Source organism: Pseudomonas sp. NPDC007930, assembly GCF_042958985.1.
GTDB lineage: Bacteria > Pseudomonadota > Gammaproteobacteria > Pseudomonadales > Pseudomonadaceae > Aquipseudomonas.
The window spans coordinates 130,844-148,034 of record NZ_JBIBKC010000003.1 but is presented as its reverse complement, the minus strand read 5'-3'; the positions used below and the strand labels follow the sequence as shown (position 1 = coordinate 148,034).

At 64.3% G+C, this 17,191-nt stretch carries 14 protein-coding genes; 7 read left to right on the top strand and 7 right to left on the bottom strand.

Annotated features, from left to right (window positions below; all coding sequences use genetic code 11):
• Positions 1 to 39: 39 nt before the first annotated feature.
• Both ACFZCE_RS08120 and ACFZCE_RS08115 read left to right on the top strand, forming a co-directional pair.
• On the top strand, positions 40 to 504 hold the full coding sequence (locus ACFZCE_RS08120) for an NfeD family protein (RefSeq protein WP_390937805.1): 465 nt from the start codon (positions 40 to 42) through the stop codon (positions 502 to 504).
• Complete coding sequence (locus tag ACFZCE_RS08115) at positions 501 to 1,358, top strand: SPFH domain-containing protein (RefSeq protein ID WP_390937803.1); 858 nt, start codon at positions 501 to 503, stop codon at positions 1,356 to 1,358. Before ACFZCE_RS08120 ends, ACFZCE_RS08115 begins: the two co-directional genes overlap by 4 nt.
• A gap of 72 nt (positions 1,359 to 1,430) precedes the next feature.
• On the opposite strand, the gene oadA is transcribed toward ACFZCE_RS08115, so the two are convergent.
• Together oadA and ACFZCE_RS08105 are read right to left on the bottom strand one after the other, a co-directional pair.
• The gene (oadA, locus tag ACFZCE_RS08110; protein ID WP_390937801.1) at positions 1,431 to 3,248 is read right to left on the bottom strand and encodes a sodium-extruding oxaloacetate decarboxylase subunit alpha; all 1,818 of its coding nucleotides are present in this window, start codon (positions 3,246 to 3,248) and stop codon (positions 1,431 to 1,433) included.
• Positions 3,249 to 3,276: 28 nt separating this feature from the next.
• Positions 3,277 to 4,692, bottom strand: a complete 1,416-nt coding sequence (locus tag ACFZCE_RS08105; protein ID WP_390937799.1) for an acetyl-CoA carboxylase biotin carboxylase subunit — start codon at positions 4,690 to 4,692, stop codon at positions 3,277 to 3,279.
• A 184-nt stretch (positions 4,693 to 4,876) separates the two neighbouring features.
• Between ACFZCE_RS08105 and ACFZCE_RS08100 the strand changes: the two genes are divergently transcribed.
• Positions 4,877 to 5,857 (top strand): LysR substrate-binding domain-containing protein, encoded by a 981-nt coding sequence (locus ACFZCE_RS08100; RefSeq protein ID WP_390937797.1) that lies wholly within the window; start codon positions 4,877 to 4,879, stop codon positions 5,855 to 5,857.
• On the opposite strand, the gene ACFZCE_RS08095 is transcribed toward ACFZCE_RS08100, so the two are convergent.
• The 3 genes from ACFZCE_RS08095 to ACFZCE_RS08085 form a co-directional block, all read right to left on the bottom strand.
• Positions 5,781 to 5,981 carry a PA3496 family putative envelope integrity protein gene (locus tag ACFZCE_RS08095; protein WP_390937795.1) on the bottom strand — a complete coding sequence of 67 codons (201 nt, stop codon included), beginning with the start codon at positions 5,979 to 5,981 and terminating at the stop codon, positions 5,781 to 5,783. The genes ACFZCE_RS08100 and ACFZCE_RS08095 overlap by 77 nt on opposite strands.
• Positions 5,982 to 6,069: 88 nt before the next feature.
• On the bottom strand, positions 6,070 to 6,936 hold the full coding sequence (gene hexR / locus ACFZCE_RS08090) for a transcriptional regulator HexR (RefSeq protein ID WP_390937793.1): 867 nt from the start codon (positions 6,934 to 6,936) through the stop codon (positions 6,070 to 6,072).
• A gap of 79 nt (positions 6,937 to 7,015) precedes the next feature.
• Positions 7,016 to 9,880, bottom strand: a complete 2,865-nt coding sequence (locus tag ACFZCE_RS08085; protein ID WP_390937791.1) for an EAL domain-containing protein — start codon at positions 9,878 to 9,880, stop codon at positions 7,016 to 7,018.
• Positions 9,881 to 10,029: 149 nt separating this feature from the next.
• Between ACFZCE_RS08085 and uvrD the strand changes: the two genes are divergently transcribed.
• The 3 genes from uvrD to ACFZCE_RS08070 all read left to right on the top strand — a co-directional run bounded on the left by uvrD (position 10,030) and on the right by ACFZCE_RS08070 (position 13,772).
• Positions 10,030 to 12,210 (top strand): DNA helicase II, encoded by a 2,181-nt coding sequence (uvrD, locus tag ACFZCE_RS08080; protein ID WP_390937789.1) that lies wholly within the window; start codon positions 10,030 to 10,032, stop codon positions 12,208 to 12,210.
• 121 nt (positions 12,211 to 12,331) lie between these two features.
• On the top strand, positions 12,332 to 13,195 hold the full coding sequence (locus ACFZCE_RS08075) for a TIM44-like domain-containing protein (protein ID WP_390937787.1): 864 nt from the start codon (positions 12,332 to 12,334) through the stop codon (positions 13,193 to 13,195).
• 169 nt (positions 13,196 to 13,364) lie between these two features.
• Complete coding sequence (locus ACFZCE_RS08070; protein WP_390937785.1) at positions 13,365 to 13,772, top strand: SMI1/KNR4 family protein; 408 nt, start codon at positions 13,365 to 13,367, stop codon at positions 13,770 to 13,772.
• A 3-nt stretch (positions 13,773 to 13,775) separates the two neighbouring features.
• Here the strand turns inward: ACFZCE_RS08070 and ACFZCE_RS08065 are convergent, their stop codons facing one another.
• On the bottom strand, positions 13,776 to 15,539 hold the full coding sequence (locus ACFZCE_RS08065; protein ID WP_390937783.1) for a cation:proton antiporter: 1,764 nt from the start codon (positions 15,537 to 15,539) through the stop codon (positions 13,776 to 13,778).
• A 208-nt stretch (positions 15,540 to 15,747) separates the two neighbouring features.
• Between ACFZCE_RS08065 and ACFZCE_RS08060 the strand changes: the two genes are divergently transcribed.
• Complete coding sequence (locus ACFZCE_RS08060; RefSeq protein WP_390937781.1) at positions 15,748 to 16,245, top strand: hotdog domain-containing protein; 498 nt, start codon at positions 15,748 to 15,750, stop codon at positions 16,243 to 16,245.
• Here ACFZCE_RS08060 and pdxY read toward each other — a convergent pair.
• Positions 16,242 to 17,108: a pyridoxal kinase PdxY gene (gene pdxY / locus ACFZCE_RS08055; protein WP_390937779.1), complete on the bottom strand. Its 867-nt coding sequence runs from the start codon at positions 17,106 to 17,108 to the stop codon at positions 16,242 to 16,244. The genes ACFZCE_RS08060 and pdxY overlap by 4 nt on opposite strands.
• Positions 17,109 to 17,191: the final 83 nt, after the last annotated feature.

The following is a 17,191-nucleotide window of genomic DNA, read 5'->3' as shown; positions in this document are numbered from 1 at the left end:
TGCGCCTTGTTCACGCCATCAGGGATAAGGCGCTTGTCCATGGACGTTACCTGGTATTACTGGCTCATTCTTGGCCTGGCCATGGCCGCGCTCGAGGTGTTCACCGGCACCTTCGTGCTGCTTTGTTTCGGCCTCGGCGCGGTGCTGGTCGGGGCGCTGAGCTGGGCATTCCCCTCACTGCCGTTGTGGGGCGCGGTGCTGGCCTGGGTCGCCTTCACCTGCCCGCTGTTCGCCGCCTGCCTGCGCTGGGCCCGGCGCCAACCCAAAGACGCCCGCTGGACGGCCGACGAAGCCTTGGGCGAAACCGGCCTGCTCACCGTGGCCGTGAATGAATTCAACAAAGGCCGCGTGCGCTTCCAGAAGCCCATTCTGGGCGCGGACGAATGGCCCTGCATCGCCGATGCGCCCATCGCCGCCGGCGAGCGGGTGCGGGTGCTCGCCGTGCTGGGCGGCTCGATGCGCGTGTGCTCTACCGCCCCTTCACCACAAGGAACCCCCTCATGACCCCTAGCCTGATCCTCATGGTCGCCCTGCTGGTCTTCGTCGCCATCACCCTGGCCAAGGGCATTCGCATCGTGCCCCAGGGCGAAGAGAAGATCGTCGAGCGCCTGGGCCGTTATCACAGCACCCTCAAGCCTGGCCTGAACTTCACCATTCCCTACGTCGACCGGGTGCGCTACACCCTGCCCACCAAAGACATCATCCTTGACATCCAGCAGCAGGAGATCATCACCCGCGACAACGCGGTGATCCTCGCCAACGCCCTGTGCTTCGCCAAGGTGATCGACCCGAAAAAAGCCGCCTACGGGGTGGAAAACTACCAATTCGCCGTGGCCAGCCTGACCATGACCGCCCTGCGCGCGATCATCGGCACCATGGACCTCGACGAAGCGCTGTCGAGCCGCGAAATGATCAAGGCGCGGCTGGCCGAGGCCATGACCGTGCAAACAGACGACTGGGGCATCGCCGTGCGTTCGGTCGAAATCCAGGACATCAAGCCGTCGGAATCCATGCAGATCGCCATGGAACGCCAGGCCGCCGCCGAACGTGAGCGTAAAGCCGCGGTGACCCGCGCCGAAGGCGAGCGCCAGGCCGCGGTGCTGGCGGCGCAGGCGCGCCTGGAGTCGGCCGAGCGCGACGCCGCGGCCACCGTGCAGTTGGCCGAGGCCTCGGCGGTGGCCATTGAAAAAGTCGCCCGCGCGGTGGGCAACGACAACGCCCCTGCCCTGTTCCTGCTCGGCGAGCGCTACATCACCGCGATGCAGGCGCTGGCCACCAGCAACAATGCGAAAACCGTGGTATTGCCGGCGGATATTCAGCAAACCTTGGGCGGGCTATTGGGTAAAGTCAGGGCTTGAGGCCCCTTGCCCCAGGCAAAAAAAGGGGGAGCCTAAGCTCCCCTACGAGGTTAACCAGCGACCAAGCCCTGCTCAGCCTTCAATTTCGATCAGCACTTCACCCGGGTTCACCCGGTCGCCCTTGGCGATATGGATCGCCTTCACCTTACCGGCGATCGGCGCCTGCACTTCGGTTTCCATCTTCATGGCCTCGGTGATCAGCACCGCCTGGCCCGCCTTGACCTGATCGTCCACCTTCACCAACACATCGACGATGTTGCCTGGCATGGTGGTGCTCACATCCCCTGGCGCGCTGGCCTGTTGGCGTTTGCCACTGCCACCGCTGGCGACGAACTCGTTGAGCGGTTCGAACACCACCTCTTCCGGCACGCCGTCGATGGACAGGTAGAAGTGGCGTTTGCCTTCGGCTTTCACGCCCACGCCGGTGATGTCGACCCGGTAGCTTTCACCGTGCACATCAACGATGAACTCGGTCGGCACACCGCCCTTGGCGCTGGCGGCCGTGGCGCTGGCGCCGGCTTCCGGGATCGGCAGCAGCGGCTCTGGCGCCAGCGTGCCGGCGGCGCGCTCTTCGAGGAACTTGCGGCCAATGTCTGGGAACATGGCAAAGGTGAGCACGTCTTCTTCGCTTTGGGCCAGCTCGCCGATGTCGGCGCGCAGCTTGTCCATCTCGGGCTTGAGCAGGTCAGCCGGGCGCACGTCGATGATCTCTTCGCTGCCGATGGCCTGGCGCTGCAGTTTTTCGTTGATCTGCCCCGGCGCCTTGCCGTAACGGCCCTGCAAGTACAGCTTCACCTCGTTGGTGATGGTTTTATAACGCTCGCCGGCCAACACGTTGAAAAACGCCTGGGTGCCGACGATCTGCGAGGTCGGGGTGACCAGGGGCGGAAAGCCGAGGTCTTCACGCACCCGCGGGATTTCCGCCAGCACTTCGCCCATGCGGTTCAGCGCGCCCTGCTCCTTGAGCTGGTTGGCGAGGTTGGAGATCATCCCGCCGGGCACCTGGTTGACTTGCACGCGGGTATCCACCGAGGTGAACTCGCTTTCGAACTGGTGGTACTTCTTGCGCACGGCATAGAAGTACAGGCCGATTTCCTGCAACAGCTCGAGGTCCAGGCCGGTGTCGAATTCGCTGCCCTTGAGCGCCGCGACCATCGACTCGGTGCCCGGGTGGCTGGTGCCCCAGGCAAAGCTGGAGATCGCCGTGTCGATGTGGTCCGCGCCGTTTTCAATGGCCTTGAGCTGGCACATGGCGGCCAGGCCAGCGGTGTCGTGGGAATGGATGAACACCGGCAGCGACTGCTCGGCCTTCAGCGCCTTGACCAACTCGCCGGTGGCGTAGGGGGTGAGCAAACCGGCCATGTCTTTGATGGCCACCGAATCGCAACCCATGGCCTGCATCTGCTTGGCCTGGGCCACGAAGGCCTTGATGGTGTGCACCGGGCTGGTGGTATAGGCGATGGTGCCCTGGGCGTGCTTGCCAGACGCCTTCACCGCTTCGATGGCCACCTGCAGGTTACGCACATCGTTCATGGCGTCGAAAATGCGGAATACGTCGATGCCGTTGTCGGCCGCCTTGGCCACGAACGCCCGGACCACGTCGTCGCTGTAATGGCGGTAACCGAGCAGGTTCTGCCCGCGCAGCAGCATTTGCAGGCGCGTGTTCGGCAGCGCGGCGCGCAGTTGGCGCAGGCGCTCCCATGGGTCTTCCTTGAGGAAGCGCACACAGGCGTCGAACGTGGCGCCACCCCAGGCCTCCAGCGACCAGTAGCCGACCTTGTCGAGCTTGTCGCAGATCGGCAGCATGTCTTCGGTGCGCATGCGGGTCGCCAGCAGCGATTGGTGGCCATCACGCAAAACGGTGTCGGTTACGAAAATCTTCTTGGTCATTTTTTGATCTCTCCGTAGCTCGCCGGCTTCACAGCCCTGCGTGTGCGGCAATGGCGGCGGCAATGGCCAAGGCCAGTTCTTCAGGTTTGCGCTTGATCGAGTAGTTGGTCAGCTCGGGGTGGCTCTCGACGAAACTGGTGTTGAACTGCCCACTGCGAAACTCTGGGTTGCGCAGGATTTCCTGGTAATACGCGGCGGTGGTCTTCACCCCCTGCACGCGCATGTCGTCGAGCGCGCGCAGGCCGCGGTCCATCGCCTCTTCCCAGGTCAGGGCCCACACCACCAGCTTCAGGCACATCGAGTCGTAATACGGCGGGATGGTGTAGCCGGTATAGATGGCGGTGTCGGTGCGCACCCCCGGCCCACCCGGCGCGTAGTAGCGGGTGATTTTGCCGAAGCTGGGCAGGAAGTTGTTTTTCGGGTCTTCGGCGTTGATCCGGAACTGCAACGCGAAACCGCGGTGAATGATGTCTTCCTGCTTGACCGACAGCGGCAACCCCGAGGCGATGCGGATCTGCTCGCGAACGATGTCGATGCCGGTGATTTCTTCGGTAATGGTGTGCTCCACCTGCACCCGGGTGTTCATTTCCATGAAGTACACCTCGCCCTCGGCGAGCAGGAACTCCACGGTACCCGCGTTCTCATAGCCCACCGCCTTGGCCGCGCGCACCGCCAGGTCGCCGATATAGGCGCGCTGTTCGGGGGTCAGTTGGGGGCTGGGGGCGATCTCGATGAGCTTCTGGTTGCGCCGCTGGATCGAACAATCCCGCTCGAACAGGTGCACCACGTTGCCGAAGCTGTCGCCGAGCACCTGGGCCTCGATGTGCTTGGGGTTGACGATGCACTTTTCGAGATACACTTCGGCCGAGCCAAAGGCCTTGGTCGCCTCGGAAATCACCCGCGGGAAGGCGTGCTCGAGCTCTTCACGGCTGTTGCAGCGGCGAATGCCACGGCCGCCGCCGCCGGAGGTGGCCTTGAGCATCACCGGGTAGCCAATGCGGTCGCCTTCGGCCAAGGCTTCGGCGATGTCCGCCACGTTGCCTTCGGTGCCAGGGGTGCAAGGCACGCCGGCGGCGATCATGCTGCGGCGGGCTTCGGTCTTGTCGCCCATGCGGCGGATCACGTCGGCGCTGGGGCCGATGAACTTGATGCCACGCTGGGCGCAGATTTCTGCCAGCTCAGCGTTTTCAGAGAGAAACCCGTAACCGGGGTGCAAGGCGTCGCAACCGGTTTCCACCGCCAGGTTCACCAGCTTGCGCGGGTTGAGGTAGCCGGCCAGCGGCTCCGCGCCAATGCTGTGGGCCTCGTCGGCGCGCTTGACGTGCAACGCGTGGCGGTCTGCGTCGGAGTAGATCGCGACAGAGCGAATACCCATTTCGGCGCAGGCCCGCACGATGCGGACGGCAATTTCACCACGGTTGGCGATGAGTATTTTTTTTATCACGTGGGCTTCCCTCGACCTGAAATCGAAAAGGGCCAGCAGCGCTGGCCCACGACCGGAACGCCAGTAACCTGTCGCCCCATTACGTTAGCGCCGGGCAGCAATTAACAAAAATTAATCTTTGTTAGGTTACACATTAGCAATCACTTATATTAGCGGGGAGCCACCGGCCTGGAGCGATCTGAAAATGCGTAAGTCATTGATGCGTATCACGTTGCGGCAATTGCAGGTGTTCAATGAAGTGTGCGACCTGCGCTCGTACAGCCGCGCGGCGCAAGAGATGTCACTCACGCAACCGGCGGTCAGCCTGCAGATTCGCCAGCTCGAAGAGGTGATTGGCCAGCCGTTGTTCGAATACGTGAACAAGCGCCTGTACCTCACCGATGCCGCCCAGGCGCTGCAGCGGGCAAGCCGCGACATCTTCGGCCGGCTAGAGAGCTTCGACATGCAGCTGTCTGACATGCAGGGCTCGCTTCAAGGGCAATTGAAGCTGGCCGTGGAGTCCAGCGCCAAGTATTTTGCCCCGCATTTGTTCGCGGCCTTCCGCCGCGAGCACCCGGAAGTGAGCCTGAGCCTTACCGTGGCGAACCGTGCGCAGGTGATCCGCCGCCTGTCGGACAACCGCGATGACCTGATCATCATGTCGATGGTGCCGCAAGACATGGGCCTGGATTTTCTGCCGTTCCTGAACAACCCGATCGTGGCCGTGGCGCCACCGGACCACCCGTTGTGCCAGCAGCCCAGCCTGCGTTTGCGCGACCTGGAGCCGTACCCGTTGCTGATTCGCGAGCAAGGTTCGGGCACCCGCCAGGCGTGCGAGGAGTTCTTCAAGGAGAAGCATCTGCACTGCGCGCAAACGCTGGAGGTAGCGTCTTCGGAGGCGCAGAAGGAAGGCGTCAACGCCGGCCTGGGCATCGCCCTGATGACCCGCCACGCGTTGCCGCTGGAGCTGCAAAGCGGGCGGCTGGTGGAGTTGCCGATCGAAGAACTGCCGCTTTACCGCAGTTGGTGCATCGTCAAGGCCAAGGCCAAGCGGCAATCACCGGTGGCCATGGCGTTCGTTGACTTCATCCGCACCCAGCGCCAGCAGATCAGTACCCTGGCTGAGCGTTTTGCCAGCCCGGCATGGCCGGCGCCTGCCACAAGGCAGCATCCGGATAGTCACTGATTTCGCTCAGCAGCCGCCGCTCGTCTTCGCGGCATTCGATCGCACGGCGGAACGCCATGCGGCGGGCATCTTCCTGTTGCCGGCGGGTTTTGCTGGTTGCTGGCCCTTCGAAGGAACGCGCCATGGGTGTCATCCTGTTCGAGTTCGGGGAACTCTACGATGCACCTGGCAGGTGACGGTTTAACAACCGGCCGATGACAAGGCCATGAAGCTCAGTCGTCTAGCGCTTTCACCGATTTTGGCGACAGGCGCAGGCTGCGCAGGCTACGTTTGACGCTTTTCAGGTGGTTCACCAGCGCCGGCCCGCGGGCCATGGCCACGCCCATGGCGAGCACGTCGATCACCACCAGGTGGGCGATGCGCGAGGTCAGCGGGGTATAGATTTCAGTGTCTTCGTGCACGTCGATGGCCAGGTTCACCGTGGCGAGGTCGGCCAGCGGCGTTTGGCTGGGGCACAGGGTGATCAACGACGCGCCGGTTTCGCGCACGATGTTGGCGGTGATCAGCAAATCTTTCGAGCGCCCGGACTGCGAGATGCACACCGCAACGTCTCCAGGCTTGAGGGTGACCGCCGACATCGCCTGCATGTGCGGGTCGGAGTAGGCGGCCGCGCTGAGCAGCAGGCGGAAGAACTTGTGCTGGGCATCGGCGGCGACCGCGCCGGAGGCGCCAAAGCCGTAGAACTCGACCCGCTGGGCCTGGGCCATGGCGGTCACGGCGCGCTGCAAGGCCTGGGGGTCGAGGTGCTCGCGCACTTCCATCAGGGTATGCAGGGTGGTGTCGAAAATCTTCAGGCTGAAGTCTTCGACCGAGTCGTCTTCATGGATCGCGAACTGGCCGAAGCTCGCGCCGGCGGCCAGGCTCTGGGCCAGCTTCAGTTTCAGGTCCTGGAAGCCCGTGCAGCCAATCGCGCGGCAGAAACGCACGATGGTCGGCTCGCTGATACCCACGTGGTGCGCCAGGTCCGCCATGGAGCTGTGCATCACCGCGGCCGGGTCGAGCAGTACATGTTCGGCCACCTTCAGCTCGGATTTACGAAGCAGGTGGCGGGACTGGGCGATGTGCTGCAAAAGGTTCAAGGGCAGGCTCTTCTTCGTGGCTACGTGGCCTGTGGGCCAGGTTCTTGTAGTTATACTACATGCCTGTTGCCAGGCCCAGTTAAACCGGCTGGCACCCTTCGGCCAGCAGCGAAGCCAGGGCTGGCGCGGGCACCGGCCGGCTGAACAGGTAGCCTTGCACCTCATCGCAATGCAGTTGCCGCAAGCGTTCGCACTGCGCCGGGGTCTCGACGCCTTCGGCCACTACCTCCAGGCCCAGCCCATGGGCCAGTTCGATCACTGCCCGCACGATGGCCTCGTCGGCGCTACCCGCCTGGCCCAGGCCGCGGATGAACACCTGGTCGATTTTCACGCAATCCACCGGTAGCAGCTTCAGGTAACTGAGCGAAGAATAGCCGGTGCCGAAGTCATCGATGGCCAGGCGCACGCCCATCGCCTTGAGCTGCTCGAAGGTCGCCCGGGTGCCCTCGGTGAACTGCAACCACTGGCTTTCGGTAAGCTCGAGCTCCAACGCATCGGCCACGGTGCCGGCGGCCTCCAGCGCCTGGCGCACGCCACTGGCGAGCTTGCCGTGGCGCAACTGCTGGCTCGACAGGTTCACCGCCATGCGGAAGCCACCCTGGCCTGCGCGGCGGATCCGCGCCACCTCCGCGCAGGCTTGGCGCAGCACGAAATCACCAATGGGCAAGATCAACCCGGTCGCCTCGGCCAGGGCGATGAATTCCCCGGGCAGAATCAGCCCGCGCTCGGGGTGGCGCCAGCGTACCAGGGCTTCGGCGCCGGTCACCTGGCCGTCGGCCAGGCGGATGCGCGGCTGGTAGTGCACCTCCAGCTCGCCTTTGTCGATGGCCTTGCGCAGTTGCTGCTCGAGCACCAGCCGCTGGTGCGGCTCGGCTTGCAAACTTTGTGTGAAAAACTGCACGTTATCGCCACCCAAACGTTTGGCTTCCTGTTTGGCGAGGTCAGCCTGCACGATCAGCTCTTCCAGGTCACGGGTGTTTTCCGGGTACAGGCTAATGCCGATCGAGGCGCTGAGGGTCAGCTCGCGGCCCTCCACGGCCAGCGGCGCGCGCAGTTTGTCGAGCAGCCGGGTGGTCACGGCGATCAGGCTCGACAGGTGGTTGTAGGCGTCGAACAGCACTACGAACTCATCGCCGCCCAGCCGGGCGATGCTGTGCGCCTGCGGCAGCGCCGCCAGCAAGCGCCGGCCCATGGCCTGCAGCACGCTGTCGGCGCGGTCGTGGCCAAGGCTTTCGTTGAGCAGCTTGAAGCGGTCGAGGTCGATGTGCAGCAGCGCCAGGCTTTGGCTGCCACTGCGCAGCGCTTGGCTGGCCTCGAGCAAACGTTGGCGGAACAACCCGCGGTTGCCCAGCCCGGTGAGCTCATCGTGGTGGGTCAGGTAGTACAGGCGCTGCTCGGAGGCGCGGCGGGAAGAAAGGTCGGAGATGAACGCGATCACCTTCTGCACCTCGCCGCGCTCGCCGTGCACCGCCGACAGCTGCAGCCATTGCGGGTACAGCTCAGCGCCGTTGCGGGCCTCGACCAACTCGCCCTGCCAACTGCCGCGTTGCTCGATCGCCTCGACGATCTGCGGCCAATGGCGCTGGGCATCGCGGCAACAGGCCAGGGCGTGGAACAACTGGCCCTGGCAGGCCTGCTGGGCATGCCCGGTAATGCGGGTAAAGGCTTGGTTGATTGCCAGCACGCGGAAGTCGGGCTCGAGAATGGCAATCCCTTCGCTGATCGCGCCGAACACGCTGGCGGCGAGGGTTTGTTGTTCTTCCTGGCGCTTGCGCGCGCTGATGTCGCGGCGGGTACCGAGCATGCGGATCACCCGCCCGCCCGGCGTTCGCTCCACGGCTCGGCCGCGGTCTTCGACCCACACCCAGTGGCCCAGGGCGTGGCGGATGCGGTACTCCACCCGGTACGCCTCGCTGCGGCCCTTCATGTGCTCGGTCAAGGCATGCTTGAGGGCGGGCAGGTCTTCAGGGTGCAACCGCGGGCGCAGGTGCTCGAGCACCCGTGCCGCCTCGCCAGGCGGCAGCCCGAACAACCGCTCAAGGCCGGTGTGGTGAACTTCGTCGGTGCGCAGGTTCCAGTCCCACAGGCCCAGCTCGCTGGCCTCCAGCGCCAGTTCCAGGCGCGCCTGGCTTTTACCCAGGGCCTGCAGGGCTTCATCCAAGGCCTGCCCACGCTCACGCACGCGCTGCTCGAGGGTGCCATGGGCCTGGCGCAGGCCAGCTTCGGCTTCGCTGCGCCGTTGCACTTCAACTTCAAGCTCTTGGTTCAGGCGCGAAATCACCACCTGCTCCTGCTGCAACGACTCGATCAGCGCCTGGTTCTGGAAGCGCCGCAACAGCCCGCGTTCGATCAACCGGTGCACCTGCCAGGCCACCAGGCACAGCGAACCGAACAGCATCAGGCCCAGCCAGCCCCAGCCACGCTGGTGCGGGTTGCCTTCCAGCAGTAAATAAAGGATGGGCGGGCCCAGGCAGGGCAAGACGAAGGTGAGAAAGGCGCTGATGCTCACCGCATAGGCGATGCTCGCCGACAGCGCCGCGGCGCCGAGCAGGCCGTATACCCAGGCCTGCTGGATGAAGTTATCCACCGGCGCCAGGGCGATGGCCGCGGCGCCGAGGGTCATGCCGCTGGCGCCGGCGCCCAGCAAAAACCGTTGGCGCCAGCGCGAGGCGGCCTGGTCGAGGGGTAAAGCGGCTTCGAAAGCGGCGACGAGGATCACCCGCAGGGCGATCAGCAGCATCAGCCAGATCAGCCAGCCGCTGATGGCCAGGTGGTTACCCGGCTGCCAGAGCACCGCGGACACCAACAGGCCCACCAGCAGCATCAGCAGGGTGGGCAATAATGAGCCCTGGTACAACAGGCGTGTTCGTTCGGCAGCCAGCTGCGCGGCAAAGTGCTCGCGCAGCCCCGCCAGCGCCGTTGCCGCGGCGGAAATGTTCGTCATAGGCGTGTTTCTTGTTGTTTGGCCTTGAGGCACGCAGCATACACAAGATTGCACGGCGACGAACGCCAAGGTCGGATCCGATCGTCTGCTGGCGCGCCCGGGCGCAGGCCGGGTTTGCCGCCGCCGCCCGCGCACCCTAGAATGCGCCGATGCACGATGACGTCTCCCTACTGCTCAATTCACTCAACGATGCCCAACGCCAGGCGGTCGCCGCTTCGCGTGGGCGCCAGTTGGTCCTCGCCGGCGCCGGTTCCGGTAAAACCCGTGTGCTGGTGCACCGCATCGCCTGGCTGATGCAGGTCGAAGGCGCTTCGCCGCACTCGATCCTATCGGTGACCTTCACCAACAAGGCCGCCAGCGAGATGCGCCAGCGCATCGAGCAATTGATCGGCGTGAGCCCGGCAGGCATGTGGGTAGGCACCTTCCACGGCCTGGCGCACCGCCTGTTGCGGGCGCACTGGCAGGAAGCGCGGCTGGCGCAGAACTTCCAGATCCTCGACAGCGACGACCAGCAGCGGCTGGTCAAGCGGGTGATCCGTGAACTGGGCCTGGACGACAACAAATGGCCGGCGCGCCAGGCGCAGTGGTTCATCAACGGGCAGAAGGACGAAGGCCTGCGCCCGCAGAACCTGCAGCCCAACGGCGACCTGTTCCTGACCACCATGCGCTCGATCTACGAGGCCTACGAACAGGCCTGCGAGCGCGCCGGGGTGATCGACTTCTCCGAGCTGCTGCTGCGCGCGCTGGACCTCTGGCGCGACCACCCGAGCCTGCTTGCGCATTACCAGCGGCGCTTCCAGCATGTTCTGGTCGACGAGTTCCAGGACACCAACGCCGTGCAGTACGCCTGGCTGCAACTGCTGGCGCGCGGTGGCGCCAGCCTGATGGTGGTGGGCGACGACGACCAGTCCATCTACGGCTGGCGCGGCGCGCGCATCGAGAACATCCAGCAATACTCCACTGACTTCCCCGACGCCGAGCTGATCCGCCTGGAGCAGAACTACCGCTCCACCGGGATGATCCTCAACGCCGCCAACGCCGTGATCGCCAACAACAGCGGGCGCCTGGGCAAACAGTTGTGGAGCGATGTGGGCGAAGGCGAGCCGTTGCTGCTGTATGCGGCCTACAACGAACACGACGAAGCACGCTATGTGGTCGAAACCATCGAAAGCGCGCTGAAAACCGGCCTCGCCCGCCGGGAAATCGCCATCCTGTACCGTTCCAACGCGCAATCGCGGGTGCTTGAAGAAGCCCTGCTGCGCGAGCGCATTCCGTACCGCATCTACGGTGGCCAGCGCTTCTTCGAGCGCGCCGAGATCAAGAACGCCATGGCCTACCTGCGCCTGCTCGACGGCCGCGGCAACGACGCGGCGCTGGAGCGGGTGATCAACGTGCCGCCTCGCGGCATCGGCGAGAAAACCGTCGAAACCCTGCGCGAGCGCGCCCGCGCCGCTGGGGTGTCGATGTGGCAGGCGATGAGCGAGCTGGCCGCCAGCGGCAAGGGCCGCGCCGCCACCGCGCTGGGGGCCTTCATCGACCTGATCGAAGAACTCGCGGCCAAAACCCAGGACCTGCCCCTGCACAAGATGACCCAGGCAGCCATCGCGCAATCCGGCTTGATCGAATACCACGAAGCGGAAAAAGGCGAAAAGGGGCAGGCGCGGGTAGAGAACCTCGAGGAACTGGTCAGCGCCGCGCGGGCGTTCGAGAACGAAGAACCCGAAGACGACCAGACGCTGCTGGCGGCCTTCCTCGGCCACGCTTCGCTGGAGGCCGGCGACACCCAGGCCGACGAGCACGAAGACAGCATCCAGCTGATGACCCTGCACAGCGCCAAGGGCCTGGAGTTCCCCTACGTATTCCTGGTGGGTATGGAAGAGGGGCTGTTCCCCCACAAAATGAGCATGGAAGAGCCTGGCCGCCTGGAAGAAGAACGCCGCCTGGCCTATGTGGGCATCACCCGCGCCATGCAGCACCTGGTGCTGACCTACGCCGAAACCCGGCGCCTGTACGGCAGCGAAACCTATAACAAGGTGTCGCGCTTCGTGCGCGAAGTGCCGGCGCAGTTGCTGCGCGAAGTGCGCCTGTCGAACAGCGTGAGCCGGCCGTATGGCCAGAGTGCAGGCAACACGGCCAGCCTGTTCGCCAATGCGAGCATTCCACAGACCGAGTTCAACCTCGGCCAGCGGGTGCAGCATGCGGTGTTCGGCGAAGGCATCATCATGAACTTCGAAGGCTCCGGCGCGCAGGCACGGGTGCAGGTGAACTTCGAAGAGGGCAGCAAGTGGCTGATGCTCGGTTACGCCAAGCTGGTGCCCCTGGAAGGTTGACCCGGGGGCCACCGAGGGCCCCTGTAGGACATTTCCGTAAAAGTCAGAAACAATCTACGGCTGGTCAGCAGCCTACGCCCTGTGCAACATGGCGTTTATCCGTACAACCGTGGGAACACCAATGAAACGTTTTCTTAGCATTGCCATGGCGCTGTGCATCGGCCTCACCCTGAGCATCGATGCCTCGGCTGCCAAACGTTTTGGCGGCGGCAAGAGCATGGGCGCCGCCCCGACTCACCAAACCCGCGACGTCGCGCCTTCCGCTTCCGCCGCGGCCCCCGCCGCCGGTGCTGCCGCGGCAGCCGCCGCGCGCCCGGCCAGCGGTGCCTCGCGTTGGCTCGGCCCACTGGCGGGTATCGCCGCGGGTGGCCTGCTGGCCTCCATGTTCATGGGTGATGGCTTCGAGGGCTTCCAGTTCTTCGACTTCCTGATCGTCGCCCTGATCGCCTTCATGGTGTTCCGTTTCATCGCCGCTCGCCGCCGCCAGCAGCAGGCGCCGCACATGGCCACCTCCGCCGGCCCGGTGCCGTTCCAGCGTGAAGCTGCCAGCGCCCCGGCGGCCAGCATCTTCGGCGGCTCGGCCGCGCCGGCCTACAACCCAACGGCCAAGGCCCCGGCGTGGTTCAACGAGCAATCCTTCCTCGGCGCCGCCCGCGAGCACTTCAATGCACTGCAACAGCATTGGGATGCCAACGAAATGGACAAAATCGCCGAGTTCGTGACCCCCACCCTGCTGCAGGGCCTCAAGCAGGAGCGCGCCGCATTGGGCGAAGGCTACCAGTCGACCTACATCGACAACCTGCAGGTACAGCTCGACGGCGTTGAAGAACATGGCGGCAAAACCGTGGCCACCCTGACCTTCTCCGGTGTGTCGAAAGACACGCGCTTCGACCAGGGCGAAGCCTTCAGCGAAAGCTGGAACATGGAACGCGCCGAAGGCGAGAACCAGCCTTGGCTGATCGCGGGTATCCGCCAGAACGGCTGATCACTGGCAGTACCGCTCAGCGCAAAACGCTGACCAAAGCGAACCCCGGGCTTGCCCCGGGGTTTTGCTTTGTGGAATTTGCTCTACTATCGCAAGAGGAATCGGTGCCCGGCATGCTCTACGCCAGGCACTGGTAGTAGCCTGGGCCAACACATGAAGGACAAATCCTGTGGAAGACGTGATCGAACAGCTAAGAGAAGCCAATGAACCGGTACCGGTGCCTCTGGAGCTGCCAGACGAAGACGTGCTGGTCGAGATTCAGGAGCAGATCCTGATCCACATCCCCGATGACATGAAGGCATTCCTGCTGACCGTCAGCGACGTAATCTACGGGAGCCTCGAGCCGGTCACGGTCACCGACCCCAACTCCCACACCTACCTGCCGGAAGTCGCCGCCAACGCCTGGGACGCCGGCATGCCCCGCGAGCTGGTGCCGCTCTGCCAAGACGGCAGTAACTACTACGCCGTGGAAGAAGACGGCACCGTGGTGCTGTGGGACGCCGACGACGAGATCGTCACCGAAGAGAGCTGGGACAGCGTGTGGACCTGGGCCCGCGATGTGTGGCTGGAGTCCTGAGCCTTAGCCGTGGTGCTCGGGTTCGCGGCTGCTGAGGGTATCGAGCAGCGCAACCTGCATCCGCGTGTGCAGGCGGATCATCCAGCGCCATAGCACCGCGGCCACCACCACCGCCACGGCAGCGATCGCCGCCATCATCTCGGCGGTGGGCAGGATGCTCGCCGACAACCCCGCCAGCAGCACGAACAACAACCCCAGCGCCATCAGCGGGATCACCTCGGCGATCGCCCGGCGGGCGCGCTGGGTGTGGCGGCCGGCAAATTCGCTGCGCACGCTCACCTCCGCCAGCAGCATCGCCAGGGCCTTGATCTTGCGGTAGGCGGCAATCAAGAAGGGCAGCGCCAGCAACAGGGCCACCGCGCAAATCAGCGCCTTGTGGCCGGTGTCGTCACTCACCCAGGTTGCGGTATAGCTGGCCAAGGTGGGGGCGAAGTACCCGCCAGCCAGGAACAAGGCGATCACCAGCGCCAGGTTGACCCCCACCTGCATAAGGATTTTGCGCAGCATGGCCGCCAATTGGGCCTTCTCGCCCTGCGGCTGCAGGTTGCGCAGCCATTCGCCATACAGCCCGAACACCCGCGCCAGGCGGCTCGGCACGCAGCGCGCCAGAGCGTGGGAGAGTGGGTCGGCGGTGCGGATCAGGTATGGGGTCAGCAACGTGGTTATCGCTGAGACCGCCACCGCCACCGGGTAGAGAAACTCGCTGGTCACCTGCAGGCTGATGCCCAGCGCGGCGATGATGAAGGAAAACTCGCCGATCTGAGACAACCCCATGCCCACCCGCAACGAGGTACGGCCGTCGTTGCCAGCCACGAACGCCCCCAGGCTGCACGACACCACCTTGCCGATCACCACCGCCGCGGTGATCACCGCGATCGGCCAGGCATACTGCACAAGGATTTCAGGCTGGATCAGCAGCCCGATCGCCACGAAGAAAATCGCGCTGAACAAGTCGCGGATCGGTTCGATCAGCCGCTCGATTTTCGCCAACTCGCGGGATTCGGCCATGATCGCGCCAATCAGGAAGGCCCCCAGCACCATGCTGTATTCAAGCTTGGCCACCAGCAGGCAAAAGCCGAAACACAGCCCCAGCACGGTGATCAGCAGCATCTCGTTGCTGCCGAAGCGCGCCACATAGGCGAGGATCCGCGGCACCAGCAAAATGCCGATCACCAGCGCAACCACCATGAACAACACCAGCTTGCCGACCGTGGCCGCCACCTCGGCCGAACTGACCGTGCCAGTGGCGGCGATCCCCGACAGCAGCGCAATGATGCCGATGCCGAGGATGTCTTCGACGATCAGCACGCCGAAAATCAGCTGGGCGAAGCGCTGCTGCTTCATGTTCAGGTCATTGAGGGCTTTGACGATGATGGTGGTCGAGGAAATCGCCAGGATCGCCCCCAGGAAGAGCGAATCCATGGTGCCCCAGCCAAACCACTGGCCGATTTCATACCCCAGCCAGATCATCAACAGGATTTCCAGAAACGCCGCGATAAAGGCGGTGGCACCCACTTTGAACAACTTGCCTAGGCTGAACTCCAGCCCCAGGCAGAACATCAGGAAGATCACCCCCAGCTCGGCCAGGGTCTTGATCGTCTGTTCATCGTGGATCAGCCCGAAGGGCGGCGTGTGCGGGCCGATCAGGAAGCCGCAGAGGATGTACCCCAGTACCACCGGCTGGCGCAAACGGTGAAACACCACGGTGACGATACCGGCCACCAGCATGATCACCGCCAGGTCCTGGATAAATGCGATGGCATGCATGGTGAAAACTCCTCTTTTACGCCACAAGTTCTGTTACAAACGCCAAGATAGCACCGCGGTTTTCCACAATGCCGCGCTGCAATATGCAGAAACAGAACGCCTGGCCGTGACGGCCCGCCCACCGGCGGCGTCAAGCTCAACAGGATGGGACGAAGAACCTATGCAGCGCCACCAAGAGCGCGTTGATCAAACTGACCGTGAGCACACTATGGAACCTGGAAACGCGCAGTTAACGATGACCGTGCTGATGACCCCGGACATGGCCAACTTTTCTGGCAATGTTCATGGCGGCACGCTGCTGAAGTACCTCGATGAAGTGGCCTACGCCTGCGCCAGCCGCTATGCCGGGCGTTATGTGGTCACCCTGTCGGTCGACCAGGTGATCTTCCGCGAGCCGATCCACGTGGGTGAACTGGTGACCTTCCTGGCATCGGTGAACTACACCGGCAACACGTCGATGGAAATCGGCATCAAGGTGGTGACCGAAAACATTCAGCAACGCTCGGTGCGCCATACCAACAGCTGCTTCTTCACCATGGTGGCGGTCGACGACCAACGCAAGCCGGCCGCCGTGCCCGCCCTGCAGCCCACCAGCGCCGAAGGCAAGCGTCGCTTCGCCCAGGCCCAGCAGCGCCGGCTGATCCGCCAGGAACTGGAAAAACGCTACCAGGACCTGCGCGCCGAAGACGCCGGCGGCAACGCCTAAAGCGCCTGCGCCGGGAAACGCTGGCGCGGGTGCGCGATACGGTCTTGGGCCCGCACCAGCTGCAGCTCGTAGCTGGCGCAGGCCTGGGTTTCCAGCAGCACTTCGTGCACCGCCGCGCCGGCGGCCTCCATGGCCTGGACCGGGCCATCGCCGAGCAACAGCCGCGCCAGGAACAACCCTGAGGTCAGGTCGCCCACGCCCACCGGCGCCTTGGGGAAGGCCAGCAGCGGCCGGCGCAGCAACCAGGCGCCGGCAGCCGTGACCAACAGCATTTCGAAGTCTTCTACCCGTTTGCCTGGGTAGAAAAGGTGCTTGACCAGCACGGTTGAGGGGCCCTTGGCCAGCAGCGAGCGCGCCATGCTCACGCATTCTTCCAGGCTTTGCGCCTGGCGCCCGCAAAACGTGTTGAGCTCAAGCTGGTTGGGGCACAGCACGTCGGCCTTGGGCAGCGCGCCCTCGAGCAGGAAGGCCGACACCTCGGGGGCGACGATGCAGCCTTTTTCCGGGTGGCCCATGACCGGGTCGCACAGGTAGATCGCCTTGGGGTTGGCGGCCTTGACCCGCTGCACCACCTCAAGAATGGCCTCGCCCTGGGCCGCGCTGCCGAGGTAGCCGCTGAGCACCGCGTCGCATTGGGCCAGCTCGCCGATCGCGGCGATCCCGGCGACCAGCGAAGGAATTTGCTCACAATCGAGCACTTGCCCGGTCCAATGGCCATACTGAGTGTGGTTGGAGAACTGCACGGTATTGAGCGGCCACACGTTAACCCCCATCCGCTGCACGGCAAACGCCGCAGCGCTGTTGCCGGCGTGGCCGAAGACGACATGGGATTGAATGGCGAGCAGGTGTGGCGTGCGTTTCATGGGCGGATCCGGGTTGGCGCAGAGTCGTTGAGGTTGCCCAGTATGGCGCCAAAAGCGACCTGTACGACAGGCCTGGGTCACAG